Genomic DNA, 25,756 nt, shown 5'->3' with positions numbered 1-25,756 from the left:
CTCGAAGGTGCAAGGACCGCAGATCACGGAGGAAACGATGTCGAACCCACTGAAGAAGACCATGGTGTACCTCGGGCTCGCCGACGATGATCTCGAGTACGAGCAGCAGCACGCTGCCCAGGCCGAGCCCACGCAGCAGGCCGAGCCTCGCCGGGCAGAACGTCCCGAGCGCGCAGAGCGTGTCGAGCGCGTCGAGAAGGCCGCTCCCGTGACCCCGCTGCGCAAGCCGGTCCCGGTCCGTCAGCCGGTCGCCCCGAGCTCCGACCTCAACGAGATCCTCACGGTGCACCCCAAGCAGTACCGCGATGCTCAGATCATCGCCGAGAGCTTCCGCGACGGTGTCCCGGTCATCATCAACCTCTCCCAGATGAGCGACGGCGACGCCCGACGCCTCATCGACTTCGCCAGTGGCCTCTCGCAGGGCCTCTACGGGAAGATCGAGCGAGTGACGAGCAAGGTCTTCCTGCTCTCGCCCGAGCACGTCGCCGTTTCCGGCGACAACGGGCAGGGCGCACCGGAAGCGACCGAGGCGACCTTCTTCGCTCAGTCATAATCGAGGGGTGGCTTCTCTCATCTCCGTGATCGGCACGATCCTCTATCTCGCGCTGCTCCTGTACTTCTTCGTCCTTTGGGCGCGGTTCATCCTCGACCTGGCTCGGGTACTCCGCCCGCAGTGGCGACCGTCGGGCGTCGGCCTGGTCCTCGCCGAGCTCAGTTTCACGGTCACCGACCCGCCGATCCGGTTCTTCCGACGTGTCCTGCCGCGCGTCGCGGTCGGTCCCGTCGCGCTCGACTTCGGTTGGACGCTGACGATGCTGTGTTGCATCATCGCGATGACGCTCGTCCAGCTCCTGTAGCCGCCGACGTCGGAGCCCGCGCAGGGTTCGCGACGATTGTGCGGCTACGATAGAACGCCCGTCACCTGACGGGAAGCTCCGACGCTGACAACATGTCTCACCCACTGGGTCAGACTTTGCTAGCGTGGGGGCGTTGTACACAGATTTTCGATTCGACAGTGAAGGTGGTTCGCTATGGCGCTCACTCCCGAAGACGTGGTCCAGAAGCGGTTTCAGCAGACCAAGTTCCGCGAAGGCTACGACCAGGACGAGGTGGACGACTTCCTCGACGAGGTCGTCGTCGAACTGCGTCGCCTCATCCAGGAGAAGGACGAGGTCCAGCAGAAGCTGACCGCGGCCGAGGCCAAGGTCGCCGAGCTGCAGAAGGGCGGCTCCTCCGCTCCCGCCGCGCTCGCAAAGGCTGAGCCCGCTCCCGCACCGGCTCCGGTCGTCGCACCCGCAGCGGCTCCTGCCGCCGAGTCGACCGACAACACGGCCGAGAGCTCCAACAACCTCCTGCAGCTGGCCCGCCGTCTGCACGACGAGCACGTCGCAGAGGGCGCTCAGCGTCGCGACGCACTCATCGCCGAGGGTCACGCGACCGCGGCACGTGTCGTCGCCGAGGCCGAGGCCAAGCAGCGCGCACAGATGCAGATCCTCGAGCAGGAGCGCTCCGTGCTGGAGCACAAGATCGACGAGCTGCGCAACTTCGAGCGTGAGTACCGCTCGCAGCTCCGCGGCTACATCGAGGGTCAGCTGAAGGACCTCGACGCCTCGTCGTCGAGCTCCGCACCCGATGCGAAGTCCGGCGTCACCGCCGACAGCGCAGCGGTCTAGCGCAGACACCCGGTTGTCTCCCGCATCACCGTCGAAGGCCAGCGCCAGGACTCTTGCAGTCCTGGCGCTGGTTGCCGTCGTGGCCTATTCGGCCGATCAGTTCACGAAGTTCCTCGTCACCACCAACCTGACGGTCGGTGAGTCCGTCCCCGTCTTCGGACAGGCGCTGGTCCTGTACTTCGTCAAGAACTCGGGTGCCGCCTTCTCGCTGGGGGCCGGCTACACCTGGATCTTCTCGATCCTCGCCGCGGTCGTCGTCGTCGTCATCGTCTGGTTCGCGCGCCGCATCCGTTCGCGTGCGTGGGCGATCGTCTTCGGTCTGCTCCTCGGCGGCGTGCTCGGCAACCTGACCGACCGCCTCTTCCGAGAGCCGTCCTTCGGCCTCGGCCACGTCGTCGACTTCATCTCGACGCCCTGGATGCTCCCCGCGATCTACAACGTGGCCGACATCTGCATCGTGGTCAGCATGGCGCTGTTCATCCTCCTGACGCTCTTCGGTGTCAACCTCGACGGCACGCGCACGACGCGAGCGAGTGAACGGGCCGCCCAGGAGGCGGAGGACCGCGAGGCCGAAGCCGACGCGGCCACCCTCGATCCTGCGGAGCCTGGCGACGCGAGCCCGGACGCAGGTCGCCCGTGAACGAGTCCCGCAGCCTGTACGTCCCCGACGGACTCGACGGCGAGCGCGTCGACGCCGGACTCGCCAAGCTCCTGGGCTTCTCGCGCAGCTACGCAGCCGAGGTGGCCTTGGCCGGCGGTGTGACCATGAACGGGAAGTCGGTCGACAAGTCCGATCGCCTGCTCGGCGGCGCCTGGCTCGAGATCGAATGGACGCCTCGACGGGAGGCCGTGATCGTCCCGATCGCCGTCCCCGACCTCGGCATCGTCCACGACGACGACGAGATCGTCGTCGTCGACAAGCCTGCGGGCGTCGCGGCGCATCCCTCGGTCGGTTGGGAGGGACCGACGGTGCTCGGCGCCCTCGCGGCGGCGGGCTTCCGCATCTCGACCTCGGGAGCCGCCGAGCGCGCGGGCATCGTCCATCGGCTGGACGCAGGGACGAGCGGCCTCATGGTCGTCGCGAAGACCGAGCGGGCCTACACCTGGCTCAAACGGGCCTTCCACGACCGCGAGGTCGAGAAGATCTACCGCGCTGTGGTGCAGGGGCATCCCGATCCACTCGCCGGCACCATCGACGGACCGATCGGCCGCCATCCACGTCACGACTGGCGGTTCGCCGTGACCGCCGACGGCAAGCCGTCGATCACGCACTACGAGACGCTCGAGGCGTTCCCGTACGCCTCGCTGCTCGAGGTGCACCTGGAGACCGGCCGCACCCACCAGATCCGCGTGCACATGGCGGCCCAGCGGCACCCCTGCGTCGGCGACGCGATGTACGGAGCAGACGCTGCGCTCTCAGCGCGGCTGGGGCTCACCCGCCAGTGGCTCCACGCCACGAAGCTCGGGTTCGCCCACCCGGCCACGGGGGAGTTCGTGCGGTTCGAGGCTGCCTATCCGGCGGACCTCCAGCACGCCCTGTCCGTGCTCGAACTCGACTGAACCGACGCCCAGCCCTCCCGGCGCCATGCGTGACGACGTCGCCGGAGCCGACCGTCGGCGGTGACGGTTAGGCTGGATCACAGACCACCTCGGCGTCCGCGCCGAACCCCACAGCACGATCCCCGGAGGCGCCGTCCGTGCCCACGTCCACCGATTCGTTCGTCCATCTGCACGTCCACAGCGAGTACTCGATGCTCGACGGAGCAGCCCGCGTGAAGCCGCTCATCCAGGCCGCGGTCGAGCAGGGGATGCCCGCCGTCGCCGTGACCGACCACGGCAACATGTTCGGCGCCTTCGACTTCTGGCGTACGGCGACCGATGCCGGTATCAAGCCGATCATCGGCACCGAGGCGTACATCACCCCGGGGACCGCGCGCGGCGACCGGACGAGGATCAAGTGGGGCGACGGCGGGGGAGACGACGTCTCCGGCGCCGGCGCCTACACCCACATGACCTTGCTCTCGGAGACCACCGAGGGGATGCACAACCTCTTCCGGCTCTCGTCGAAGGCGTCGATCGAGGGGTACTACTTCAAGCCACGCATGGACCGCGAGATCCTGAGCCAGTACAGCGCCGGCCTCATCGCGACGACCGGCTGCCCGAGCGGCGAGGTGCAGACGAGACTCCGTCTCGGTCAGTACGACGAGGCGGTCAAGGCCGCGGCGGACTTCCGCGACATCTTCGGCGCGGAGAACTACTTCTGCGAGATCATGGACCACGGGCTCGGGATCGAGCGCAGGATCATGGCCGACCTCATCAGGCTGTCCAAAGACCTCGGTCTCCCGCTCCTCGCGACGAACGACCTCCACTACACGCACGCCGCGGACGCCAAAGCCCACGCCGCCCTCCTCTGCGTGCAGTCCGGCTCCACCCTCAACGACCCGAACCGGTTCAAGTTCGACGCCGACGAGTTCTACCTGAAGTCCGCGGACGAGATGCGCCGACTGTTCCGCGAGTACCCCGAGGCGTGCGACAACACCCTCGCGATCGCCGAGCGGTGCGACGTCGCCTTCGACACCTCGGCCAACTACATGCCGCGGTTCCCCGTGCCGGAGGGCGAGAACGAGGAGAGCTGGTTCATCAAGGAGGTCGAGACCGGGCTGAACCTGCGGTACCCGAACGGGATCCCAGCCGACGTCCGGGAACGGGCGAACTACGAGACGCGCGTCATCGTGCAGATGGGTTTCCCCGGGTACTTCCTCGTCGTCGCCGACTTCATCCAGTGGTCGAAGCGCAACGGCATCCGCGTCGGTCCCGGTCGTGGTTCCGGTGCGGGCTCCATGGCCGCGTACGCGATGCAGATCACCGACCTCGACCCGCTCCGCCACGGGCTCATCTTCGAGCGGTTCCTCAACCCCGACCGCGTGTCGATGCCCGACTTCGACGTCGACTTCGACGACCGCCGCCGCGGCGAGGTCATCAAGTACGTCACCGAGAAGTACGGCGACGAGCGCGTCGCGCAGATCGTCACCTACGGCACCATCAAGGCCAAGCAGGCGCTCAAGGACTCGTCGCGCGTCCTCGGCTTCCCGTTCGGCATGGGCGACAAACTGACGAAGGCCATGCCGCCGGCGGTCATGGGCAAGGACATCCCGCTCGAGGGCATCCTCGACACCAAGCACCCGCGGTACAAGGAGGCGGTCGACCTCCGTGGCATCCTCGACACCGACCCGGAAGCGCGGACCGTCTTCGAGACCGCGCTCGGCATCGAGAACCTGAAGCGCCAGTGGGGTGTCCACGCGGCCGGCGTGATCATGTCGAGCGACCCGCTCATCGACATCATCCCGATCATGAAGCGCGAGCAGGACGGCCAGATCGTCACGCAGTTCGACTACCCGGCGTGCGAGTCCCTCGGATTGATCAAGATGGACTTCCTCGGGTTGCGCAACCTGACGATCATCAACGACGCCCTCGACAACATCAAGAGCAACCGCGACATCGAACTCGTCCTCGAAGACCTCGAACTCGACGACCGCGGTGCGTACGAACTCCTGTCCCGAGGCGACACCCTCGGGGTGTTCCAGCTCGACGGCGGACCGATGCGCGCGCTGCTGCGCCTCATGAAACCCGACAACTTCGAGGACATCTCGGCGCTGATCGCGCTGTACCGGCCAGGGCCGATGGGCGCGAACTCGCACACGAACTACGCGCTGCGGAAGAACGGCCTCCAGGAGATCACCCCGATCCACCCGCAGCTCGAGGAGCCGCTCTCCGAGATCCTGTCGACGAGCTACGGCCTCATCATCTACCAGGAGCAGGTGATGGCGATCGCGCAGAAGGTCGCCGGCTTCTCCCTCGGGCAGGCCGACATCCTCCGTCGTGCGATGGGCAAGAAGAAGAAGTCCGAACTGGACAAGCAGTTCGAGGGCTTCTCCGGCGGCATGGTCGCGAACGGCTTCTCGATGGAGGCCGTCAACAAGCTGTGGGAGATCCTCCTCCCGTTCTCGGACTACGCGTTCAACAAAGCGCACTCCGCCGCCTACGGGGTCATCTCCTACTGGACGGCGTACCTCAAGGCGCACTACCCGGCCGAGTACATGGCCGGTCTGCTGACGAGTGTCGGCGACTCCAAGGACAAGATGGCGCTCTACCTCAACGAGTGCCGCCGCATGGGGATCCAGGTCCTGCCGCCCGACGTCAACGAGTCCATCGGGTTCTTCGCCGCAGTCGGGGAGGACATCCGGTTCGGTCTGGGTGCCGTCCGCAACGTCGGTTCGAACGTCGTGGAGCTCATCCGGCAGGCACGCGAGCGCGAGGGCAGGTTCACCTCCTTCCACGACTTCCTCCGCAAGGTGCCGCTGCCGGTGGCGAACAAGCGGACCATCGAGTCGCTCATCAAGGCCGGCGCGTTCGACTCCATGGGCGACAGCAGACGTGCGCTCTACGAGATCCACGAGGACGCCGTCGACTCGGTCGTGAAGGACAAGCGTGCCGAGGCGTCCGGGAGCATCGGCTTCGACTTCGACAGCCTGTTCGCCGAGGTCGGCGAAGTGCCGCTCGCGAGCGTCCCCGCGCGTCCTGACTGGAGCAAGCGCGACAAACTCAACTTCGAACGGGAGATGCTGGGGCTGTACGTCTCGGACCACCCGCTGGCCGGACTCGAGATCGAGTTGGCGAAGCACGCCACGACGACCATCACCGACCTCATGACCTCCGAGGGCATGGACGGCGAGACCGTCGTGATCTCGGGGCTCGTCACGAGTGTCCAGCACCGGATCGCCAAGGCCTCCGGCAACCAGTACGGCATGATCCAGGTCGAGGACTTCGGCGGCGAGATGACCGCCATGTTCATGGGCAAGGCGTACCAGGAGTTCGCATCCGAACTCGTCGGCGACTCGATCGTGGTGGTCCGCGGACGGGTCAGTGTCCGAGACGACGGGATGAACCTCCACGCATACAGCATCTTCTCGCCCGAACTGCCCGAGGCCGGTGCCGACCGTATGCTCCAGCTGTCGATGGCCGACGCCCGGGCGACGACCGAGACGGTGACCACGCTCAGCGACGTGCTGACGCGGCACGCTGGATCGACCGAGGTCCGACTGAAGCTCATCCGAGGCGAGATCGCGCGGGTGTTCGAGCTGCCCCATCGCGTCAGCCTCTCGTCCGGACTCTTCGGCGAGCTGAAGTCCCTGCTCGGCCCGAACTGTCTCGGCTGACCCCGCCCGGACGCGGGCGGCAGCCGGGACGGACCGCTGCGGACGATAGGCTGTGACGGCCATGATCACCACCATTGACCTCAGGGGAGTGCGGCCGAGCCGCACCGAGCTCCTGGACATGCTGCCCCGTCCCGTCGTCGACATCACCGCGGCAGCGCATGCCGCTCAGGCGCTGATCGACGACGTCCGAGCGGACGGTTCCGAGGCGCTCTCGGCGCAGGCAGACCGGTTCGACGGGGGACGCCCCGAGCGGATCCGCGTCCCACAGGCCGAGATCGACGCGGCCGTCACAGCGCTCGAGCCGGCCGTGCGCGCCGCGCTCGTGGAGGCCATCGACCGGGTCCGGACCGCCACGGGAGCGCAGGTCCCGCCGGAGCGCACGACCGAGCTCGCCGACGGCGCGACCGTCGTGCAGCGCTGGGCCCCGGTCGGCCGTGTCGGCCTCTACGTCCCGGGCGGGAAGGCCGTCTACCCCTCGAGTGTCGTCATGAACGTCGTACCGGCCCAGGAGGCCGGCGTCGGCTCCGTGGCGCTCGCTTCGCCCCCGCAGCGCGAGTTCGGCGGCCGCGTCCACCCGACGATCCTCGGCGCCGCCGGGCTGCTCGGGGTGACCGAGGTCTACGCCATGGGCGGCGCCGGAGCGATCGGTGCGTTCGCCTACGGAGTACCCGACCTCGCCCTCGACCCGGTCGACGTCGTGACCGGCCCGGGCAACATCTTCGTGGCGGCCGCCAAGCGCCTCGTGAAGGGGCAGGTGGGGATCGACGCCGAAGCCGGGACCACCGAGATCCTGGTCATCGCGGACGCCGGGGCCGATGCCCGGCTCGTCGCAGCCGACCTCGTGAGCCAGGCGGAACACGACGAGGCGGCGGCATCGTTGCTCGTCACCGACAGTGCGGCGCTCGCCACCGCGGTGGAGGAGTGGCTGCAGCGGTACGCCGCAGGCACCCGTCACGGAGCGCGCGTCGTCGAGGCCCTGGGCGGGCCGCAGTCGGCCATCGTGCTCGTCGACGACCTCGAGGCGGCCGTGGCGTTCAGCAACGCGTACGGGCCGGAGCACCTCGAGGTGCAGACCCGCGACCCGGAGTCGCTCCTCGGCGCCATCACCAACGCCGGCGCGATCTTCCTCGGCGACCACACCCCGGTGAGCCTCGGCGACTATCTGGCCGGGTCGAACCACGTCCTCCCGACGGGCGGCCAGGCGCGGTTCTCCTCGGGCCTCGGAGCCTTCACCTTCCTCCGGCCGCAGCAGGTCGTCCGGTACGACGAACCGGCGCTCCGTCAGGTCTCGGCCCACATCGTCGCCCTCTCAGGCTCGGAGGACCTGCCGGCGCACGGCGAGGCGGTGACGGCCCGCTTCGGGCTCGTCGATGCCGAGATCCGTGCTGCGGACGACACCACCGCCCCCACCACCCCCGAGGGAGCCCGCTGATGTACTGCCCGTTCTGCCGCCACCCGGATTCCCGTGTGATCGACTCGCGCACCAGCGACGACGGACTCGCCATCCGCCGACGCCGGCAGTGCCCCGAGTGCGGAAGGCGCTTCAGCACCATGGAGACCTCGAGTCTCGGCGTGATCAAGCGCTCCGGCGTGGTGGAGCCCTTCAGCCGGGAGAAGGTCGTGAGCGGTGTCCGCAAGGCCTGCCAGGGCCGCCCGGTGACGGACTCCGACCTCGCCGTCCTGGCTCAGCGGGTGGAGGAGTCCATCCGCGCCACCGGCGCGTCGCAGATCGACGCGAACGACATCGGTCTGGCGATCCTCGCGCCGTTACGTGAGTTGGACGAGGTCGCGTACCTCCGCTTCGCCAGTGTCTACCAGGCCTTCGAATCGCTCGACGACTTCGAGTCCGCGATCGCGCTGCTCCGCGTCGAGCACGCTTCCGGTGCCGCCCCCGTGCCGTCCGAGGAGCTCTGAGCCGTGTACCGCTTCCTCTTCGCCCAGGTGCTGTCCAAGCTCGATCCCGAACGCGCACACCACCTGGCTTTCGACGTCATCCGTTCGCTTCCCGCCACCGGCCTCGGCCCCGTCATCAGGCGCTGGACGGCGCCGCGACTCGACCAGTCGGTGGAGACGCTGGGGCTGCGGTTCGAGACCCCGTTCGGTGTCGCCGCCGGCTTCGACAAGGACGGCAAGGGCGTCCTCGGCCTCGGGCTCCTCGGGTTCGGCCATGTCGAGGTGGGCACGATCACGGCGATCCCGCAGCCGGGCAATCCCAAGCCCCGATTGTTCCGACTCATCGCCGATCGGGCGGTCGTCAACCGCATGGGCTTCAACAACGGGGGAGCCGACCAGGCCAGGCGTCGGCTCGAACGGACCGCGCGGGTGAGCCGCCGACCCGTCCTCGGCGTGAACATCGGCAAGAGCCGTGTCGTGGACGTCGCCGACGCCACGGCCGACTACGTCCGGAGCGCGACGCTCCTCGCGCCTGTGGCCGACTACCTCGTGGTCAACGTCAGCTCGCCGAACACCCCGGGGCTTCGCGGCCTCCAGGAGCTCGACCAGCTTGCACCGCTGCTCGAGGCCGTCCGTGCCGCCGCCGGTTCGACGCCGTTACTCGTCAAGATCGCACCCGACCTCAGCGATGCGGAGGTCGACCGCATCGCAGGGCTGGTCGTGGAACTCGGCCTGGACGGCGTCATCGCGACGAACACGACCATCTCTCGCGACGGCCTGGCCACCGATCCCGCCATCGTCGAGGCGGCCGGAGCCGGTGGGCTGTCCGGTGCACCGCTGGCCGCCCGCTCGCTCGTCGTCCTGCGGCGCATCCGGGCCATCGTGCCCCCGGAGTTGTGTGTCATCTCAGCCGGAGGCGTCGACACCGCCGAAGACGTCCGGGAGCGCCTGGCTGCAGGAGCAACCCTCGTGCAGGGCTACACGGCGTTCCTCTACCGCGGGCCGCTCTGGGCGAGACACATCAACCGCGGGCTCGACCGACTGGCTCGAACCGCCCGCTGATCGGCATAAGGCGCCATCGACGACGAACGCCCGCCGGTCTGGGACCGGCGGGCGTTCGTCGTTCGTGGGACTACTTGTTGGGGAACTGGCCGCGCTTGACCTGCGGTTTCGGCAGACGGAGCGGGCGCAGCTGCAGCGCGCGCATGGCGGCGTACCAGCGCACGCCACGCTCGTCCTGCCCGAACTTCGCCCGCAGCGCTTTCCGGACGCGGAAGCCGAGGAAGAAGCAGTCGGCGATCGCGATGATGAAGAACACCCAGAGGGTGAGCATGCCGTAGACCTGGATCTCGGGCACCGGCATGAAGGTGAGGATGATCACGAGGAACATCACCGGGATCATGAACTCGCCGATGTTGAACCGGGCGTCGACGTAGTCGCGGACGAACTTCTTCTGCGGACCGCGCTCGCGTGCCGGGAGGAACTTGTCGTCGCCGGCGGCCATGCCGGCCTGCGCCCGCCGCCGTGCTTCGGCCTGCTGCGCCTTCGCCGCCTTCGACGCCTCCTTGCGGTCGGAGGGGACGAGCGGACGCTTGTTCTGCGCCTCGCGTTCCGCCCGGGACGGGGTCGGTCGACCCTTCGCCTCCTTGGCGCCGCGGGCGAGGCGCTCAGCCGTCTGCGCTGCGGTCTCGACGATCGGCTCTGATGCCGGGGTGCTCTGCTGTTTGGCCACGATGGAACGTCCTTGATTCGGGGATTCCCTTAAGATTACTCGCATGACGACAGGTACCACGACGGAATCGACCCAAGACCCACGCAACGACCAGGAAGTCCTCGATCGGCTGCGCGAATCCGTCGCCGGTGCGTTGCCGTCGTCGATCGCCGATCTGTCGGCACTGGTCCGCATCCCCTCGGTGTCGTGGTCGGCGTTCGACGCGGCCGAGGTGGCGCGGAGTGCCGAAGCGGTCGCGGCGCTCGCCCGCGGTCTCGGTGTCTTCGACGAGGTCTCGGTGCGCCGGTCCGCCATCGACGGCGGAGCGGAGCTCGGACAGCCCGCCGTGCTGGCCCGCCGTGAACCACGGAACGGCCGACCGACCGTGCTGCTCTACGCGCACCACGACGTCCAGCCCCCCGGAAGCGACGACAAGTGGGACTCGCCGCCGTTCGAACCGACCGTCCGCGACGGCCGCATCTACGGACGGGGCGCGGCTGACGACAAGGCCGGCGTCATGTCCCACATCGCCGCGATCCGAGCCGTCACCGAGGTCCTCGGCTCCGACCTCGACCTCGGTATCGTGCTGTTCATCGAGGGCGAGGAGGAGTTCGGCTCGCGGTCCTTCGGTTCCTTCCTGGAGGAGCACCGCGACACCCTCGCTGCGGACGTGATCGTCGTCGCCGACAGCGACAACTGGGACGAGCGGACGCCGGCGCTGACGATCGGTCTGCGCGGCAACGTCACGTTCCGGCTGCGCGTGAAGACCCTCGACCACGCCTCCCACTCCGGGATGCTCGGGGGAGCGGTGCCGGATGCGATGCTAGCCACGGTCACCCTGCTCGCGACCCTGTGGGACGCCGACGGTTCGGTGGCGGTCGACGGACTCACCTCGCACGACGCCGTCACCCCGGAGTTCGACGAGGCGCAGCTCCGCGCCGAGTCAGGTCTGTCCGAGGGGGTCTCGCCCATCGGACGCGGCTCCATACTCAGCCGGATCTGGTCGCAGCCCGCGATCACCGTCACGGGCATCGACGCACCGTCGGTGGCCAACGCCTCGAACACGCTCATCCCGGAGGTGTCGGTGCGCATCAGTGCGCGGATCGCCCCCGGGCAGGATCCGGCCGAGGCCTACCGTGCACTCGAGGCCCACCTCCTCGCCAACAGCCCGTTCGGCGCACAGCTGACGATCGACGAGGTCGACCAGGGCAGCCCGTTCCTCGTTGACACGAGCGGTTGGGCCGTCGCCGAGGCGAAGCGCGCCATGGCCGACGCCTGGGAGGTCGAGCCCGTGGAGACGGGTGTCGGCGGGTCGATCCCGTTCATCGCCGACCTCGTCCGGGTCTTCCCGGACGCCCAGATCCTCGTCACCGGTGTCGAGGACCCGCACTCGCGCGCCCACAGCCCGAACGAGTCGCTGCACCTCGGCGTCTTCCAGAAGGCGATCCTCACGGAGGCGGTGCTCCTCGCTCGCCTGGCGGCCGCACCCCGCCCGTCCTCCGACGCGTAGACACGACGGACGCACCGCCGGAACCACGGGGTGCGTCCGGCGCGTCAGGCGGTAGAATCTCACACAGGCGTCGACCCGGCGCCGCCAGACCTCGCGAGGAGCATCATGAGCGACACCATCCTGACCGAGACCAAGATCGACGCGGCTCACGGCGTCGGCCTGTCCGACACGGCGGCGCAGAAGGTCAAGAGCCTCCTCGAGCAGGAGGGTCGCGACGACCTCCGTCTCCGCGTGGCCGTCCAGCCGGGTGGATGCTCGGGCCTCATCTACCAGCTGTACTTCGACGAGCGCATGCTCGACGGCGACGCCACGGTCGACTTCGACGGCGTCGAGGTCATCGTCGACAAGATGAGCGTCCCCTACCTCGACGGTGCCAAGATCGACTTCGAGGACACCATCCAGAAGCAGGGGTTCACCATCGACAACCCCAACGCCGAGGGCAGCTGCGCCTGCGGCGACAGCTTCCACTGAGCCAGATTCTTCCTGAAGGGGAAATTACCCGGTCCCGGGTGGTTTCCCCTTCGTCATTCCGGTCACGATCCCGCACCGCGGACGCGAATGGTCCGGCGTTCACCGCCCATCCCCACTAGACTGGGGGGCGATCCACAGGTGTGTATTCGAAAGGTTTCAGAGGTGCGCTCGACTCGTCGTCTCAGATGGGCTGCCATTCCGGTCGCAGCCACACTCGCCATAGTCCTGGCGGGTTGTACGCAGGCGGAACTGCATGGTTACCTGCCGGGATTCGTCGAGGGCGAATCTCCCGTCACGAACCACACGGACCGCATCGCGGGCCTGTGGGTGACGGCATGGCTGGTGCTGCTCGCAGTCGGTGTCATCACGTGGGGGCTCATCATCTGGGCCGTCATCGTGTACCGACGCCGCAAGGGGCAGACCGGTCTCCCGGTCCAGCTGCGGTACAACATGCCGATCGAGATCTTCTACACGATCGTCCCGCTCATCCTGGTCCTCGGCTTCTTCGCCTTCACGGCACGCGACCAGAACGCGATCGAGACCCAGTACGAGGATCCCGACGTGGCCATCGAGGTCTTCGCCAAGCAGTGGGCGTGGGACTTCGTGTACGACGAGGCCGTCAACGGTCAGGACGTCTGGACCGCGGGCGTGCAGGCCGATGAGAAGCCCGGTGGCGTCATCGACCAGGACGCACTCCCCACGCTCTACCTGCCCGTCGGCAAGACGGTGAAGATCGCGCTGCAGTCGCGCGACGTCATCCACTCCTTCTGGGTCATCGACTTCCTCTACAAGAAGGACATGATCCCGGGCAAGACGAACTACATGTCCTTCACCCCTGAGCGCGAGGGCACGTACGCCGGCAAGTGCGCCGAGCTCTGTGGCGAGTACCACTCGCTCATGCTCTTCAACGTGAAGGTCGTCTCGCAGGCCGAGTACGACAAGCACCTCGAAGACCTGGCCAAGTCGGGCAACATCGGCGACTACGGCACGGAATACGATCGCAACAGCAACCTCCCCGGCACCAAGGCGCCGGCAGGTCTCGAAGAGCACGGAGACGGGGAATGACCTCCACCACGCTTCCCGCAGGCCAGGCGAGCGTCGTCGGACGCACCTCGGTCGAGCGCAAGGGCAACATCCTGGTCAAGTGGATCACCTCCACCGACCACAAGACCATCGGGTACATGTACCTGATCGCCTCGTTCATCTTCTTCTGCCTCGGCGGCGTGATGGCGCTCATCATCCGAGCCCAGCTCTTCGAGCCCGGCGGCACGATCGTGGAGACGAAGGAGCAGTACAACCAGCTCTTCACGATGCACGGCACGATCATGCTCCTCATGTTCGCGACGCCGCTCTTCGCCGGGTTCGCGAACGCGCTCATGCCGCTGCAGATCGGCGCACCGGACGTCGCCTTCCCGCGTCTGAACGCCTTCGCGTTCTGGCTCTACGCCTTCGGTAGCCTCATCGCCGTCGGTGGCTTCCTCACCCCGCAGGGCGCCGCCGCCTTCGGCTGGTTCGCCTATGCGCCACTGTCGAGTACGACGTTCTCGCCAGGGCTCGGAGGCAATCTCTGGGTCCTCGGCCTGGCGCTCAGCGGCTTCGGCACCATCCTCGGTGGCGTCAACTTCATCACCACGATCATCACGATGCGCGCCCCCGGCATGACGATGTTCCGCATGCCGATCTTCACGTGGAACGTCCTCGTGACGTCCATCCTCGTCCTGATGGCGTTCCCGGTGCTCGCAGCGGCCCTCTTCGGCCTCGCAGCGGACCGCGTGTTCGACGCCCACATCTATGACGCGGCCAACGGCGGTGTCATCCTGTGGCAGCACCTGTTCTGGTTCTTCGGGCACCCCGAGGTCTACATCATCGCGCTGCCGTTCTTCGGCATCGTTTCCGAGATCTTCCCGGTGTTCAGCCGCAAGCCGATCTTCGGCTACAAGACCCTGATCTACGCGACGATCGCGATCGCTGCGCTCTCCGTGACCGTCTGGGCGCACCACATGTACGTCACCGGATCGGTGCTCCTGCCGTTCTTCGCCCTCATGACGATGCTCATCGCGGTTCCGACCGGCGTGAAGATCTTCAACTGGCTGGGCACGATGTGGCGCGGTTCGGTCACCTTCGAGACCCCGATGCTCTGGTCGATCGGCTTCCTGATCACCTTCGTCTTCGGCGGGCTCACCGGTGTCATCCTCGCCTCGCCGCCGCTCGACTTCCACGTCTCCGACTCCTACTTCGTCGTGGCGCACTTCCACTACGTCGTGTTCGGCACGGTCGTGTTCGCCATGTTCGCCGGCTTCTACTTCTGGTGGCCGAAGTGGACGGGCAAGATGCTCAACGAGAAGCTCGGCTACTGGCACTTCTGGCTGCTCTTCATCGGCTTCCACACGACGTTCCTCATCCAGCACTGGCTGGGCGTCATCGGGTTCCCGCGGCGCTATGCGACGTACTCGCCCGAGGACGGCTTCACCTGGATGAACCAGCTGTCGACCGTGGGCTCGTTCATCCTCGCCATCTCGCTGCTGCCCTTCTTCCTGAACGTGTACATCACGATCCGGAAGGCTCCTCGCGTCACCGAGGACGACCCGTGGGGTTACGGGGGATCGCTCGAGTGGGCGACCAGCTCGCCCCCGCCGCGTCACAACTTCGTCTCCATCCCGCGCATCCGCTCGGAGCGACCGGCCTTCGACCTCCACCACCCCGAGGTCGGTATCCCGGTCGGCGTCGGTCCCGCGAAGGACGCACCTGACGCACCCACGCTCGACATCGACGCCGGAAAGGTGAAGTAGCCGCCATGCGCGCCAATATCATCCTCTTCACGATCCTGACGGTGTTCTGCGCCCTCCTCTGCGCGGTCTACACGGTGTGGTCGCTCGTCGATCCGCTGCACGGTCGGGTCGAGTGGGTCGGCACGGTCACCCTGGCTCTCGCCGCGATCCTGAGTGCCTTCCTCGGCTTCTACCTCAGCCGGGTGCACAAGAGCCAGGGCGCCGAGCTCCCCGAGGACACGCTGACGGCGAACATCGACGACGGCGACCCGGAGATCGGGCACTTCAGCCCGTGGAGCTGGTGGCCCATCATCCTCGCCGGTGCGTGCGGTCTGCTCGTGCTCGGTCTGGCGGTCGGGTTCTGGATCGCGATCATCGGCATCCCGCTGGTCGTCATCGCGGTCGTCGGTTGGAACTACGAGTACTACCGCGGATACTTCGCACGCTGATGGTCGCCTCGTTCAGCATCCGTCGTGGTCAGCCCGACGACCGTTCAGCCGTCTTCGCGCTGGCCGGCCAGCTGATTACGGGGTCCATCCCGCCTGCCGCGGACGACTTCATGGCCGCATACAACAACGTCATGCGCCCTCGTGAAGACGAGACCAACGTGCTGTACGTCGCGGTCGACGAAGCGAACCGCGTCGTCGGTTACACCCTGATGACGGTGTCCCGGCTGCTGCACGCTGCCGGCCTCACCGCCCACCTGCAGGAGCTCGTCGTCGACGAGACGGCCCGCGGCGCCGGCATCGGTTCGGCCCTGGTCGAGGCGAACGAGCACTATGCCGTCGAACGCGGTGCGCGCCAGCTGACGATGTCCACCTCTCGAGCCGGCGACTTCTACCGTCGTCTCGGCTACAACGTGACGGCGGAGTTCTACAAGAAGATCCTCCCGCTGGGCTGATCCCCGAAGAGTCATCGAAGAGCCCCCGAGCCAAGCTCGGGGGCTCTTTCGTGTTCTGGTGCTCGCCTGGACGTGGAGAACGAGCAGCCGGCATTGGTGCGCGCACCCGCCCCGAAGGTCGTGATCGTCACCCTTCCGCCCGGCGAGGCTACTCCCGGTGGGCAGCCGTACTGGTGACGCCTCCTCATGCCTGATAGACCGGGGGAGCGCCCGCCGGTCCCTGAGGCTGTCGAGGGGTAGACGGCGCCCGCAGAGGATGCAGGGTGCGTATCAAAGAGACCTGGCGCAGAGGGGGAACCTGGCCCTGAGCCTGTCCGGGGGGGGGCACACGCCCCTGCAAAGGACTCAGGGTGCGTACGAAGAGACCTGGCGCATGCAGTCCGGTCCCTGAGCCCCGTCGAAGGGCAGCAGTAGTCCGGTGTCTCCTCAGTACGGCCCGATCACCCTGGGTCGTGAACGTCGCCCCCGGGGCAGGTCGATCGGCTCACATCGTCTGCTGTCGCGCAGGAATGCCGGTAACCACGGTGAGCGGACGCGGGTCCCTGAGCCTGTCGAAGGGCTCACCTCATCCGCACCGGCCTTCGGCGCCCGGAGAACGGGGGAGAGGGCTGCACGGACGTCCGCTATCGCACGCGTCTTGTCGCGGCGCAATTNTGGTCGCCGTGGGAACGTTCGATCTCGGTGTTCGTGACCGGAGCGATCCGATCCTCGAAGAACCAGCGGGACATCGCGGCGCGAGCCTTCTGGACACCGGTGATCTTGCCCTTGGCGTTCGGACGGATCATCAACGGCTTGTGGTCGTCGTAGCTCGCGAGGCGCCAGCGCTCGTACTCGTCGACGGGCTCGTGGACCTCGATGAACTCGCCACCGGGGAGGCGGACGATGCGCCCGGTCTCGTAGCCGTGGAGGAGGATCTCGCGGTCCTTCTTCTGCAGCGCCAGGCAGGTGCGCTTCGCGATGAAGTAGGCGATGAACGGTCCGAGGATGAGGATCGCCTGCAGCGTGTGGATCACGCCCTCCATCGTCACCTTGAAGTGGGTGGCGATGATGTCCGAGCTCGCAGCAGCCCAGAGGGCGGCGTAGAAGGTGACACCGGCAGCACCGATGGCGGTGCGGGTCGGCGCGTTGCGCGGACGGTCGAGGATGTGGTGCTCACGCTTGTCACCCGTGATCCACGCCTCGACGAACGGGTAGATGAACACCGTGACGATGAACAGACCCAGAACGAGGACGGGAAGGATGATGTTGAACGAGAACGTGTGATCCCAGAGGACGAACTCGAGGTGCGGCGGAACCAGTCGGAGCGCGCCGTCGGCGAACCCGATGTACCAGTCAGGCTGCGTACCCGCCGAGACCGGGGAGGGGTCGTACGGTCCGTAGTTCCAGATCGGGTTGATCGTGAACAGCGAGGCGATGAGCATCACGACACCGAAGACGATGAAGAAGAAGCCACCGGCCTTCGCCGCGTAGACGGGGAGGACGGGGAATCCGACCACGTTCTGCTCGGTGCGACCGGCGCCCGGGAACTGCGTGTGCTTGTGCACGACGACGAACACCAGGTGCAGGGCGATGAAGAGCAGCACCAGCGCCGGCAGGAGCAGGATGTGGAGCGTGTAGAGGCGGCCGACGATGTCGGTGCCCGGGAACTCCCCGCCGAAGAGCAGGAAGGTCGTCCACGTGCCGATGATGGGCAGACCCTTGACCATGCCGTCGATGATCCGCAGACCGTTACCGGAGAGCAGGTCGTCGGGCAGCGAGTACCCGGTGAAGCCCTCGGCCATGGCCAGGATGAACAGGACGAAACCGATCACCCAGTTCAGCTCACGCGGCTTGCGGAACGCACCGGTGAAGAAGATGCGCAGCATGTGGAGGCCGATGGACGCCACGAACAGCAGGGCCGCCCAGTGGTGCACCTGACGCATCAGGAGGCCGCCGCGGATGTCGAAGGAGATGTCGAGCGTCGACGCCATGGCGACGGACATCTCGATGTTCTTCAGCGGGACGAAGGACCCGTCGTAGTGGACCTCCGCCATCGATGCCTGGAAGAAGAAGGTGAGGAAGGAGCCCGACAGCAGGATGATGACGAAGCTGTAGAGCGCCACCTCGCCGAGGAGGAACGACCAGTGGTCGGGGAAGATCTTGCGGCCGAACTCCTTGACGGCGACCGAGATGGACGTCCGCTCTTCGAGGTAGTTCGCTGCGGCGCCGGTGAATCCACCGGAGCTCTTCGCCGGAGCGGCCTTGGCCTGCTCAGGGGTGCGTGTTGCGGTCGAGGTGCTCAATGACGCTCCCAGAAGCTCGGGCCGACAGGTTCGTGGAAGTCGCTCCGCGCGACGAGGTAGCCCTCGTCGTCGACGGTGATCGGCAGCTGCGGAAGCGGCCGGGCGGCCGGTCCGAAGATGACCGCGCAGTGGTTCGTGACATCGAACTGCGACTGGTGGCAGGGGCAGAGGAGGTGGTGCGTCTGCTGCTCGTAGAGAGCGACCGGGCAACCGACGTGCGTGCACACCTTGGAGTAGGCGACGATGCCGTCGTAGGACCAGTCCTTCTTCGACTCCTCCTCGACGAGGTCTTCGGGCTTCAGCCGCATGAGCAGCACGATCGCCTTCGCCTTCTCGTTGAGGACGTGATCGGCCTCGTGGAGGTTCTCGGGGATCACGTGGAACGCACTGCCGAGGGTCACGTCGGACGCCTTGATGGGCGTACCGGAAGGGTCACGGGCGAGGCGCGTGCCTTCCTTCCACATCGTGTGCTGCATGAGCTCGACGGGGTCTTCGTCGTACGGCGCGAGACCGCGGAACAACGCGATGCCCGGGAGCGGGAAGACGATGAGGGAGCCGATGAGGCTGTTGCGGATGAGCGCGCGTCGTCCGATGCCGGACTCGACGTTCGCCTGGTGCATGATCTCCACCGCGCGATCGCGGCTGGCCTGGTTGCCGCCGACCTTGTGACGGTAGTCGATGCCCTCTTCGTCGTGCATGAGGGCCTTGCCCCAGTGCACGGCGCCGATACCGATCGCGAGCAGGGCCAACGCCATGCCGAGACCGATGAACAGGTTGTTCAGGCGCACCGAGGCGATGTCCTCGGGCTCGATCGGGAACGCCATGTAGGCGGCGACCGCCCAGACGCTGCCGGCGATCGACAGGTAGAAGAGGGTGTAGACGGCGCGCTCGGCCCGCTTGTCCTTCTTGGGGTCGAGGTCCGTGACGCGCTTCCGGTGCGGAGGCAGGCCGGGGTCGACGACGGCGTCGCGGGAGATGACCCCGGTACCGGTCGCGACCTGCAGCTCCTGCCCGTGGGCGGACGGATCGGCAGACGAGTCGGCGGCTGGGTGACCCGAGCCGCTCGAGTTGTCGTGAGCCATGGTGCTCCTTCTTACGTGTTGTCGATCCGCGTCGGTCAGTTCGACTTCGCGGTGATCCAGACGGTGAGGGCCACGATCGAGCCGAGGCCGAAGATCCAGAGGAACAGGCCCTCGGAGACGGGGCCGAGCGAGCCGAGGTCGTTGCCGCCCGGTGACGGGTTCTTCTCCATGAACTTGAGCGCGGTGATGATGTCGCGCTTGTCCTCGGGGGAGAGGTTCATGTCGTTGAAGACGGGCATGTTCTGCGGGCCGGTGATCATGGCCTCGTAGATGTGGGCGGCGCTGACGCCGACGAGCGAGGGAGCGTACTTTCCCTCGGTCAGGGCGCCACCGGCGGCTGCGACGTTGTGGCACATCGCGCAGTTGATGCGGAAGAGCTGTGCGCCGTTCGAGGCGTCGCCCTCACCGTCGAGGTACTGCTCCTCGGGGATCTCCGGACCGGGTGCGACCGAGGCGACGTAGGCCGCGAGGGAGGAGATCTGCTCCTCGGTGAACTGCACGGGCTTCTCCGGGGCCTGCGGGCCCTGGTTCTGCAGCGGCATCCGGCCGGTGCCGACCTGGAAGTCGACGGCGGCGGCACCGACGCCGAGGAGGCTCGGTCCGGCGGTCGTGCCCTGCATGTCGAGGCCGTGGCAGGTGGCGCAGTTCGCGGAGAAGAGCTTCTCGCCCTCGTCGACGGAGGCCTGTGACTTGGCAGCGGCGACGGGCTCTGCGCTGGCCGTGCTGACGCTGACGGCTGCGTAGGCGCCACCGGTCACGAGGAGGCCGATCGCGAGCAGCGCCGCCGAGGCGAACGGGCTGCGGCGGCCGCTCTTGCGCGTGGCGCGGGCGGCCTTCTTGGACGCCTTGGTGGTCGTCGTCTGGGTGGGGTCAGTCTTCATGGAGTCAGTCATTCCGGGTCAGCGCAGGATGTAGATGACGAAGTAGAGGCCGATCCACACGACGTCGACGAAGTGCCAGTAGTACGAGACGACGATGGCGCTCGTCGCCTCCTTGTGGCCGAATCGTTTGACGGCGTAGGCACGGCCGATCACGAGGAGGAAGGCGATGAGGCCACCGGTCACGTGCAGGCCGTGGAAGCCGGTCGTGAGGTAGAACGCCGAGCCGTACGCGTTCGAGCTGAGGGAGATGCCCTCGCTGACGAGCGTCGCGTACTCGAGGATCTGGCCGGAGACGAACACGGCGCCCAGGGCGTAGGTGAGGAAGAACCACTCGACCATGCCCCACTTGCGCGGGCTCCAGCCCGTCATGCGGGGCTGCATGCGCTCCGCTGCGAAGACGCCGAACTGGCACGTGAACGACGAGGACACGAGGATGATCGTGTTGATCGTCGAGTACGGGACGTTCAGGCGACCGGCTTCGGCCGCCCACAGCTCGGGAGCCATCGATCGCAGCGTGAAGTAGATCGCGAAGAGGCCGGCGAAGAACATGACCTCGCTGCCCAGCCAGACGATCGTTCCAACCGCGACCGTGTTCGGTCGGTTGATCCGGGGCGCGCTCGGCGCAAGGTTGATTGAGGTGCTCGTCACCCCTCCATTATGGCCGAAAGCCGGAGCGGTTTTTCGCATTTCGGGGGCGGCGAGCACGCTCGGATCAGTAAGGCTAGCCTTATTTCCTGACCGGAATCTTCGGTTCTGCTGCGGGATTCATGTGATCTTCGCCTCCACAGGCCGCTCGAGGCGTCGGCGAGTCGCGCTTGTAAGATCGTCGACATGCCTCTCACGACCTGGCCGACGCTCATCGGCGACCTGCTCGCCGGAACCGATCTCAGTGTGTCGGAGTCGACGTGGGCGATGGAACGGATCATGACCGGTCAGGTGACGGACGCCCAGCTGGCCGGCTTCCTCATCGCGTTGCGTCGGAAGGGGGAGACGGTGGACGAGATCGTCGGGTTCCGCGACGCGATCCTCGACCACGCGAAGCCGCTCGTCGCCCCGTCTCGGGCCCTCGACATCGTCGGCACCGGCGGCGACCGCTTCGGCACGGTCAACATCTCGACGACCGCGTCCATCGTCGCGGCCGCGACGGGCATCCCGGTCATCAAGCACGGCAACCGCGCGGCGAGCTCCGCCTCGGGATCGAGCGACGTGCTCTCGGCGCTCGGCGTCGACCTCGCCCTGCCGACGGACCTGGTGGGGGAGGTGCTGGCGTCGACGGGCATCACCTTCGCGTACGCGGCGGCGTTCCACCCCGGTTTCGGCCACGCAGGGGCGGTTCGTGCGGAGCTCGGCGTGCCGACGGTCTTCAACTTCCTGGGCCCGCTCGTCAACCCGGCCCGCCCGGAGGCGTCGGCGGTCGGCGTCGCGCACGCCGACCGCATCCCGTTGTTCGTGGGCGTCTTCCAGACGCGCGGGGCGACCGCCCTCGTCTTCCGGGGCGACGACGGACTCGACGAACTGACGACGACGGGACACAGCCACCTCTGGGAGATCACCCGCGGAGCCGTCACCGAGCACGACCTGGATCCCCGGGAACTCGGCATCCGCCGTGCGTCGATCGACGATCTCATCGGCGGTGACGCCCAGCACAACGCCGGTGTCGTGCGCGCCACGCTGGCCGGCGAGGAGGGTCCCGTCCGCGACATCGTCCTGCTGAACGCCGCGGCCGGGATCGTGGCGTTCGAACTGTCGGAGGATCCGACGCAGGCCCAGCGGCCGATCCTCGAGCGGTTCGCCGCAGCGCTCGTGTCCGCCGCGGCCGTCATCGACTCGGGTGCGGCGACCGCGACACTCGACGCCTGGGTGGACGCCACCCGCACGCTCGGCTCGCGCTGATCCGCGCCGTGGCCGGGTCTTCCGGCCCTACCGGCGGTGGGCCGCAGCGCGTAGGTTGAGACCCGATGCCGGCGTACCCGGTCGGCGGACCCGAACCGATCTTGCAGGAGGATTCAATGAAGAAGCTCATCAATGATCCCAAGGACGTCGTCGTCGAGGCGGTGGCCGGTTTCGGCGTCGCGCACCCCGACCTCGTCACCGTGTCGCTCGACCCGGTGTTCATCGCCCGAGCCGATGCCCCGGTCGCCGGGAAGGTGGGGATCGTGAGCGGCGGTGGCAGCGGGCACGAACCCCTCCACGGCGGGTTCGTCGGATTCGGGATGCTCGACGCCGCCGTACCAGGCCCGGTGTTCACCTCGCCCACTCCGGACCCCATCCTCGCCGCCACGAAGGCTGTGGACGGTGGTGCCGGCGTCCTGCACATCGTCAAGAACTACACGGGCGACGTCCTCAACTTCGAGACCGCGGCGGACCTCGCGCTGGCCGAGGGCATCGAGGTGCGGTCGGTCATCGTCGACGACGACGTCGCGGTGAAGGACTCGCTCTACACGGCCGGGCGACGGGGTGTCGCCGGCACCGTCCTCGTGGAGAAGCTCGCCGGGGCACGTGCCGAGGCCGGGGGAGGACTCGACGAGGTCGCCGACCTCGCGACGAAGGTCAACGAGCGCACCCGCACGATGGGCGTGGCACTCACGCCGTGCGTCGTCCCGCACGCGGGCGAGCCGAGTTTCACCTTGGCCGACGACGAGATCGAGATCGGCATCGGGATCCACGGTGAGCCCGGCCGTGAACGCATCCCGCTGGAGCCCGCCGACCGGATCGTCGACCGGCTGCTCGCCGCCATCCTCGAGGACTTGCCGTACGCGCCGGGCGAGCGGGCCCTCGTCCTGGTGAACGGGATGGGCGGGACGCCGCAGGTCGAGCTCTTCATCGTCTTCCGCCGCGTGGCCGAGGCGCTCGCGGAGCGCGGGATCGAGGTGGCACGGTCGCTCGTGGGGAACTACACGACCAGCCTCGAGATGCAGGGTGTGTCGATCACCCTCCTGAAACTCGACGACGAACTGATCGAATTGTGGGACGCCCCGGTGCAGACCGCGGCGCTCCGGTGGGGACGGTAGACGGATGGGATTGGACGGAGCCTGGGCGATCGCCTGGATGCGGGGGAGTGCGGCGGTCGTCGCAGAGCATCGGGTGGAGCTGATCACGCTCGACCGCGACATCGGGGACGGTGACCATGGCGAGAACCTCGACCGCGGGTTCTCCGCGATCCTGCCGAAGCTCGACGAGCAGCCTGACGATGCGACGCCCGCGGACATCCTCAAGCTCGCCGCGACGACGCTCATCTCGACCGTCGGAGGCGCGAGCGGCCCGCTGTACGGCACCGCGCTGCTCAAGGCGTCGATCGCCGTGGGCGGCCAGGAGGACCTCGACGCCGATGCCGTCGTAGCCCTGCTGACGGCGGCACGCGACGGGATCGTGCTCCGTGGCAAGGCCGAGGTCGGCGACAAGACCATGGTCGACGCGTGGACACCCGCCGTGGACGCTGCATCAGCGGCGGCGGAGGCGGGGGAGTCGCCGGCACGGGTACTGGCCGCAGCCGCGGAGGCCGCGTGGGGTGGCGCCGCCGCGACCGAACCGCTCGTCGCCCGCAAGGGGCGTGCCAGCTACCTCGGTGAACGGGCCATCGGGCACCGCGACCCCGGGGCGCAGTCCACCTCCTACCTCCTGCAAGCGGCGGCTGCTGCCGCTGGGGAGGGTGCTGCATGAGCGGGGGAGCCGTCGGCCTCGTCTTCGTCTCGCACAGCGCGCTGATCGCGGAGGGGCTCATCGCCCTGGCGCGCCAGATGGCCCCCGACGCGGCCCTCGCCGCAGCCGGCGGTACCGATGACGGAGGGATCGGCACGAGCTTCGAGCTGGTGTCCGCCGGGATCGCCGCCGTGGACTCCGGGGCCGGGGTGGTGGTGCTGTGCGATCTGGGATCGGCGATCCTGACCGCTGAGACGGCACTCGACTTCCTCGACGACGACGTCCGAGGCCGGGTACGCATCGTCGACGCCCCGCTCGTCGAAGGCGGGGTCGCCGCAGCCGTGGCCGCGCAGACCGGCGCGTCGCTCGACGAGGTCGTGGACGCCGCGCGGTCTGCAGCCGGCGGTGACCCTGCCCAGCACGGCGCCGACGAGGCGACTCGGGCGGGTGGGTCCGACGACCCGACAGCGCCCCACGCCGCAGCCTCCGTGACCCTGCGGAACAAGGACGGGCTCCACGCTCGACCCGCTGCGGAGTTCGTGAAGCTGGCGAGCACGTTCGCGGCCAAGGTGGTCGTGAACGGGAAGGACGCCAAGAGCCTGCTCGGGATCATGTCACTGGGCCTCGTCAAAGGGGCGGTCGTGGAGCTGCAGGCGGACGGTCCGGACGCGGAGGATGCAATCGGGGCACTGGCGTCGCTCATCGAATCCGGCTTCGGAGAGGTCTGACGGGTCGCGCTCAGGGCGGAAGCAGGTCGGCGCCCCGTGCGCAACGGGGTGGTCGACGCCGACGGTCGGCGTAGCATGACCCGCATGAACGAGCAGACGAAGACGTCGGACACCGAAGACCGCCAGTGCACGGTCTGTGGCCATCCGCTCGCCGAGCACACCTTCGACCGTTCCTCCGGGCACGATCACTTCATGACCTGCCCGACGGGGGAGCGGCTTCCGGACCCGGCGCAGTCCGCCGTCCCGGTCAACGAGTTCGGGATGCCGCTCTGGGACCAGGACCCCGATCGACCTGCTCCGTCGGCCTGACGACCCGGTGGCCTACGCCGTCATCCGAGGAGGAGCAACGACCGGACGGCGACGCTGACACCCGTTGTGCTCGATGCCGGCGTCTCGTGCAGTGCGCTGCCGTCGACGAGCCAGCGCACCCATCGGACGAGCTGCTCCGGCGTGGCGTCGGAGCGGGCAGCGCTGGTGCGAACCGCCTCGGTGATGTGGTCGAGGAAGAAGCGGTCCACCATGTCCCGCTCGACCTCGAGGACGGCCGCCACGGCGTGGAGATGCGCCATCCCTTGGACCGCGCGAGCGAAACCGACCGTCTGGTCGGCGGCCCGTTGGCGGTCGAGTGCGCCGAGATAGGTGGTCAACGCAGGGCGCCCAGGCCCGGCTCGCGTGGCGAGGTGCAGTTGATCCTCGGTCCAGGCGGCGCTCACCCGCAGCAGCGTGACCAGGATGTCGAGCTTGGTGGGGAAGTAGTGGAACAGGGTCCCCGAGGAGATGTCCGCCGCCCGGCAGATGTCCGCCGTCGAGGTGGTCTCATACCCCTCGGTGGCGAAGCAGCGGTAGGCCGCAGCGAGGATCGCGGTCTGGCGCGCGGTGAACCGCTGTGGGTCGACGATTCTCGGCATGACTGCTCCCGTATTCCTAGAGCACTCACTCTAGAGCACGCACTCTATCAATTCGGTCCAGGTCAGAGGCGACTTCCCGGCTGAGCGATCATG

General features: G+C 67.8%; 26 protein-coding genes. 20 read left to right on the top strand and 6 right to left on the bottom strand.

What is annotated here, in order from left to right:
- Positions 1-37 precede the first annotated feature (37 nt).
- The 9 genes from IFR14_RS11975 (at position 38) to IFR14_RS11935 (ending at position 9,844) form a co-directional block, all read left to right on the top strand.
- Positions 38-553 (top strand): cell division protein SepF, encoded by a 516-nt coding sequence (locus IFR14_RS11975; RefSeq protein ID WP_064296992.1) that lies wholly within the window; start codon positions 38-40, stop codon positions 551-553.
- A 7-nt stretch (positions 554-560) separates the two neighbouring features.
- The gene (locus tag IFR14_RS11970; RefSeq protein WP_064296991.1) at positions 561-857 is read left to right on the top strand and encodes a YggT family protein; all 297 of its coding nucleotides are present in this window, start codon (positions 561-563) and stop codon (positions 855-857) included.
- Positions 858-1,031: 174 nt separating this feature from the next.
- Positions 1,032-1,673: a DivIVA domain-containing protein gene (locus IFR14_RS11965; protein ID WP_079706011.1), complete on the top strand. Its 642-nt coding sequence runs from the start codon at positions 1,032-1,034 to the stop codon at positions 1,671-1,673.
- Positions 1,633-2,313 (top strand): signal peptidase II, encoded by a 681-nt coding sequence (gene lspA / locus IFR14_RS11960; RefSeq protein ID WP_137241625.1) that lies wholly within the window; start codon positions 1,633-1,635, stop codon positions 2,311-2,313. The genes IFR14_RS11965 and lspA overlap by 41 nt, the downstream gene beginning before the upstream one ends.
- The gene (locus tag IFR14_RS11955; protein ID WP_079706009.1) at positions 2,310-3,233 is read left to right on the top strand and encodes an RluA family pseudouridine synthase; all 924 of its coding nucleotides are present in this window, start codon (positions 2,310-2,312) and stop codon (positions 3,231-3,233) included. The genes lspA and IFR14_RS11955 overlap by 4 nt, the downstream gene beginning before the upstream one ends.
- A gap of 191 nt (positions 3,234-3,424) precedes the next feature.
- A complete protein-coding gene (dnaE, locus tag IFR14_RS11950) occupies positions 3,425-6,889 on the top strand; it encodes a DNA polymerase III subunit alpha (RefSeq protein WP_194718966.1) in 3,465 nt (1,154 codons plus the stop codon).
- Between the two features lie 61 nt (positions 6,890-6,950).
- Positions 6,951-8,321 carry a histidinol dehydrogenase gene (gene hisD / locus IFR14_RS11945; RefSeq protein ID WP_191941134.1) on the top strand — a complete coding sequence of 457 codons (1,371 nt, stop codon included), beginning with the start codon at positions 6,951-6,953 and terminating at the stop codon, positions 8,319-8,321.
- Positions 8,321-8,803, top strand: coding sequence for a transcriptional regulator NrdR (gene nrdR, locus IFR14_RS11940; protein WP_064296987.1), 483 nt, complete (start codon positions 8,321-8,323; stop codon positions 8,801-8,803). The genes hisD and nrdR overlap by 1 nt, the downstream gene beginning before the upstream one ends.
- A 3-nt stretch (positions 8,804-8,806) precedes the next feature.
- Entirely contained in the window at positions 8,807-9,844 is a 1,038-nt protein-coding gene (locus IFR14_RS11935) for a quinone-dependent dihydroorotate dehydrogenase (RefSeq protein ID WP_191941133.1), read from the top strand.
- Between the two features lie 70 nt (positions 9,845-9,914).
- On the opposite strand, the gene IFR14_RS11930 is transcribed toward IFR14_RS11935, so the two are convergent.
- Positions 9,915-10,514: a DUF3043 domain-containing protein gene (locus IFR14_RS11930; protein ID WP_064296985.1), complete on the bottom strand. Its 600-nt coding sequence runs from the start codon at positions 10,512-10,514 to the stop codon at positions 9,915-9,917.
- Positions 10,515-10,557: 43 nt separating this feature from the next.
- Between IFR14_RS11930 and IFR14_RS11925 the strand changes: the two genes are divergently transcribed.
- The 6 genes from IFR14_RS11925 (at position 10,558) to IFR14_RS11900 (ending at position 16,143) form a co-directional block, all read left to right on the top strand.
- The gene (locus IFR14_RS11925; protein ID WP_191941132.1) at positions 10,558-12,003 is read left to right on the top strand and encodes a dipeptidase; all 1,446 of its coding nucleotides are present in this window, start codon (positions 10,558-10,560) and stop codon (positions 12,001-12,003) included.
- A 105-nt stretch (positions 12,004-12,108) separates the two neighbouring features.
- Positions 12,109-12,474 (top strand): iron-sulfur cluster insertion protein ErpA, encoded by a 366-nt coding sequence (gene erpA, locus IFR14_RS11920; RefSeq protein WP_064296983.1) that lies wholly within the window; start codon positions 12,109-12,111, stop codon positions 12,472-12,474.
- A 162-nt stretch (positions 12,475-12,636) separates the two neighbouring features.
- Positions 12,637-13,539, top strand: a complete 903-nt coding sequence (gene ctaC / locus IFR14_RS11915; protein WP_191941131.1) for an aa3-type cytochrome oxidase subunit II — start codon at positions 12,637-12,639, stop codon at positions 13,537-13,539.
- The gene (gene ctaD / locus IFR14_RS11910; RefSeq protein WP_064296981.1) at positions 13,536-15,263 is read left to right on the top strand and encodes an aa3-type cytochrome oxidase subunit I; all 1,728 of its coding nucleotides are present in this window, start codon (positions 13,536-13,538) and stop codon (positions 15,261-15,263) included. Before ctaC ends, ctaD begins: the two co-directional genes overlap by 4 nt.
- A 5-nt stretch (positions 15,264-15,268) precedes the next feature.
- On the top strand, positions 15,269-15,691 hold the full coding sequence (locus IFR14_RS11905) for a cytochrome c oxidase subunit 4 (RefSeq protein ID WP_064296980.1): 423 nt from the start codon (positions 15,269-15,271) through the stop codon (positions 15,689-15,691).
- Positions 15,691-16,143, top strand: a complete 453-nt coding sequence (locus IFR14_RS11900) for a GNAT family N-acetyltransferase (RefSeq protein ID WP_064296979.1) — start codon at positions 15,691-15,693, stop codon at positions 16,141-16,143. Before IFR14_RS11905 ends, IFR14_RS11900 begins: the two co-directional genes overlap by 1 nt.
- Before the next feature lie 654 nt (positions 16,144-16,797).
- Here the strand turns inward: IFR14_RS11900 and qcrB are convergent.
- The 4 genes from qcrB to ctaE all read right to left on the bottom strand — a co-directional run.
- Positions 16,798-18,425 (bottom strand): cytochrome bc1 complex cytochrome b subunit (qcrB, locus tag IFR14_RS11895; RefSeq protein WP_249406911.1); only part of this gene is annotated, 1,628 nt, incomplete at its 3' end.
- A complete protein-coding gene (gene qcrA, locus IFR14_RS11890) occupies positions 18,422-19,507 on the bottom strand; it encodes a cytochrome bc1 complex Rieske iron-sulfur subunit (protein WP_085510950.1) in 1,086 nt (361 codons plus the stop codon). The genes qcrB and qcrA, both read right to left, overlap by 4 nt.
- A 35-nt stretch (positions 19,508-19,542) precedes the next feature.
- Positions 19,543-20,388, bottom strand: a complete 846-nt coding sequence (qcrC, locus tag IFR14_RS11885) for a cytochrome bc1 complex diheme cytochrome c subunit (RefSeq protein ID WP_064296976.1) — start codon at positions 20,386-20,388, stop codon at positions 19,543-19,545.
- 18 nt (positions 20,389-20,406) lie between these two features.
- Entirely contained in the window at positions 20,407-21,036 is a 630-nt protein-coding gene (gene ctaE / locus IFR14_RS11880) for an aa3-type cytochrome oxidase subunit III (RefSeq protein ID WP_428844491.1), read from the bottom strand.
- A gap of 183 nt (positions 21,037-21,219) precedes the next feature.
- Here ctaE and trpD point away from each other — a divergent pair, with 183 nt between their 5' ends.
- The 5 genes from trpD (at position 21,220) to IFR14_RS11855 (ending at position 25,064) form a co-directional block, all read left to right on the top strand.
- A complete protein-coding gene (trpD, locus tag IFR14_RS11875; RefSeq protein ID WP_086473228.1) occupies positions 21,220-22,281 on the top strand; it encodes an anthranilate phosphoribosyltransferase in 1,062 nt (353 codons plus the stop codon).
- Positions 22,282-22,397: 116 nt separating this feature from the next.
- Positions 22,398-23,399, top strand: a complete 1,002-nt coding sequence (dhaK, locus tag IFR14_RS11870) for a dihydroxyacetone kinase subunit DhaK (protein WP_191941129.1) — start codon at positions 22,398-22,400, stop codon at positions 23,397-23,399.
- A gap of 4 nt (positions 23,400-23,403) precedes the next feature.
- A complete protein-coding gene (gene dhaL, locus IFR14_RS11865) occupies positions 23,404-24,048 on the top strand; it encodes a dihydroxyacetone kinase subunit DhaL (RefSeq protein WP_191941128.1) in 645 nt (214 codons plus the stop codon).
- Positions 24,045-24,755, top strand: a complete 711-nt coding sequence (dhaM, locus tag IFR14_RS11860) for a dihydroxyacetone kinase phosphoryl donor subunit DhaM (protein WP_191941127.1) — start codon at positions 24,045-24,047, stop codon at positions 24,753-24,755. Before dhaL ends, dhaM begins: the two co-directional genes overlap by 4 nt.
- An 84-nt stretch (positions 24,756-24,839) precedes the next feature.
- Positions 24,840-25,064, top strand: a complete 225-nt coding sequence (locus tag IFR14_RS11855; RefSeq protein WP_133059937.1) for a hypothetical protein — start codon at positions 24,840-24,842, stop codon at positions 25,062-25,064.
- A gap of 20 nt (positions 25,065-25,084) precedes the next feature.
- Here the strand turns inward: IFR14_RS11855 and IFR14_RS20615 are convergent, their stop codons facing one another.
- Positions 25,085-25,663, bottom strand: a complete 579-nt coding sequence (locus tag IFR14_RS20615; protein ID WP_198425042.1) for a TetR/AcrR family transcriptional regulator — start codon at positions 25,661-25,663, stop codon at positions 25,085-25,087.
- Positions 25,664-25,756: the final 93 nt, after the last annotated feature.

The sequence above is a fragment of the Plantibacter sp. CFBP 8775 genome (assembly GCF_014839505.1).
Classification (GTDB): Bacteria; Actinomycetota; Actinomycetes; order Actinomycetales; family Microbacteriaceae; genus Plantibacter; species Plantibacter auratus.
This window is presented reverse-complemented; position numbering and strand designations above follow the sequence as displayed.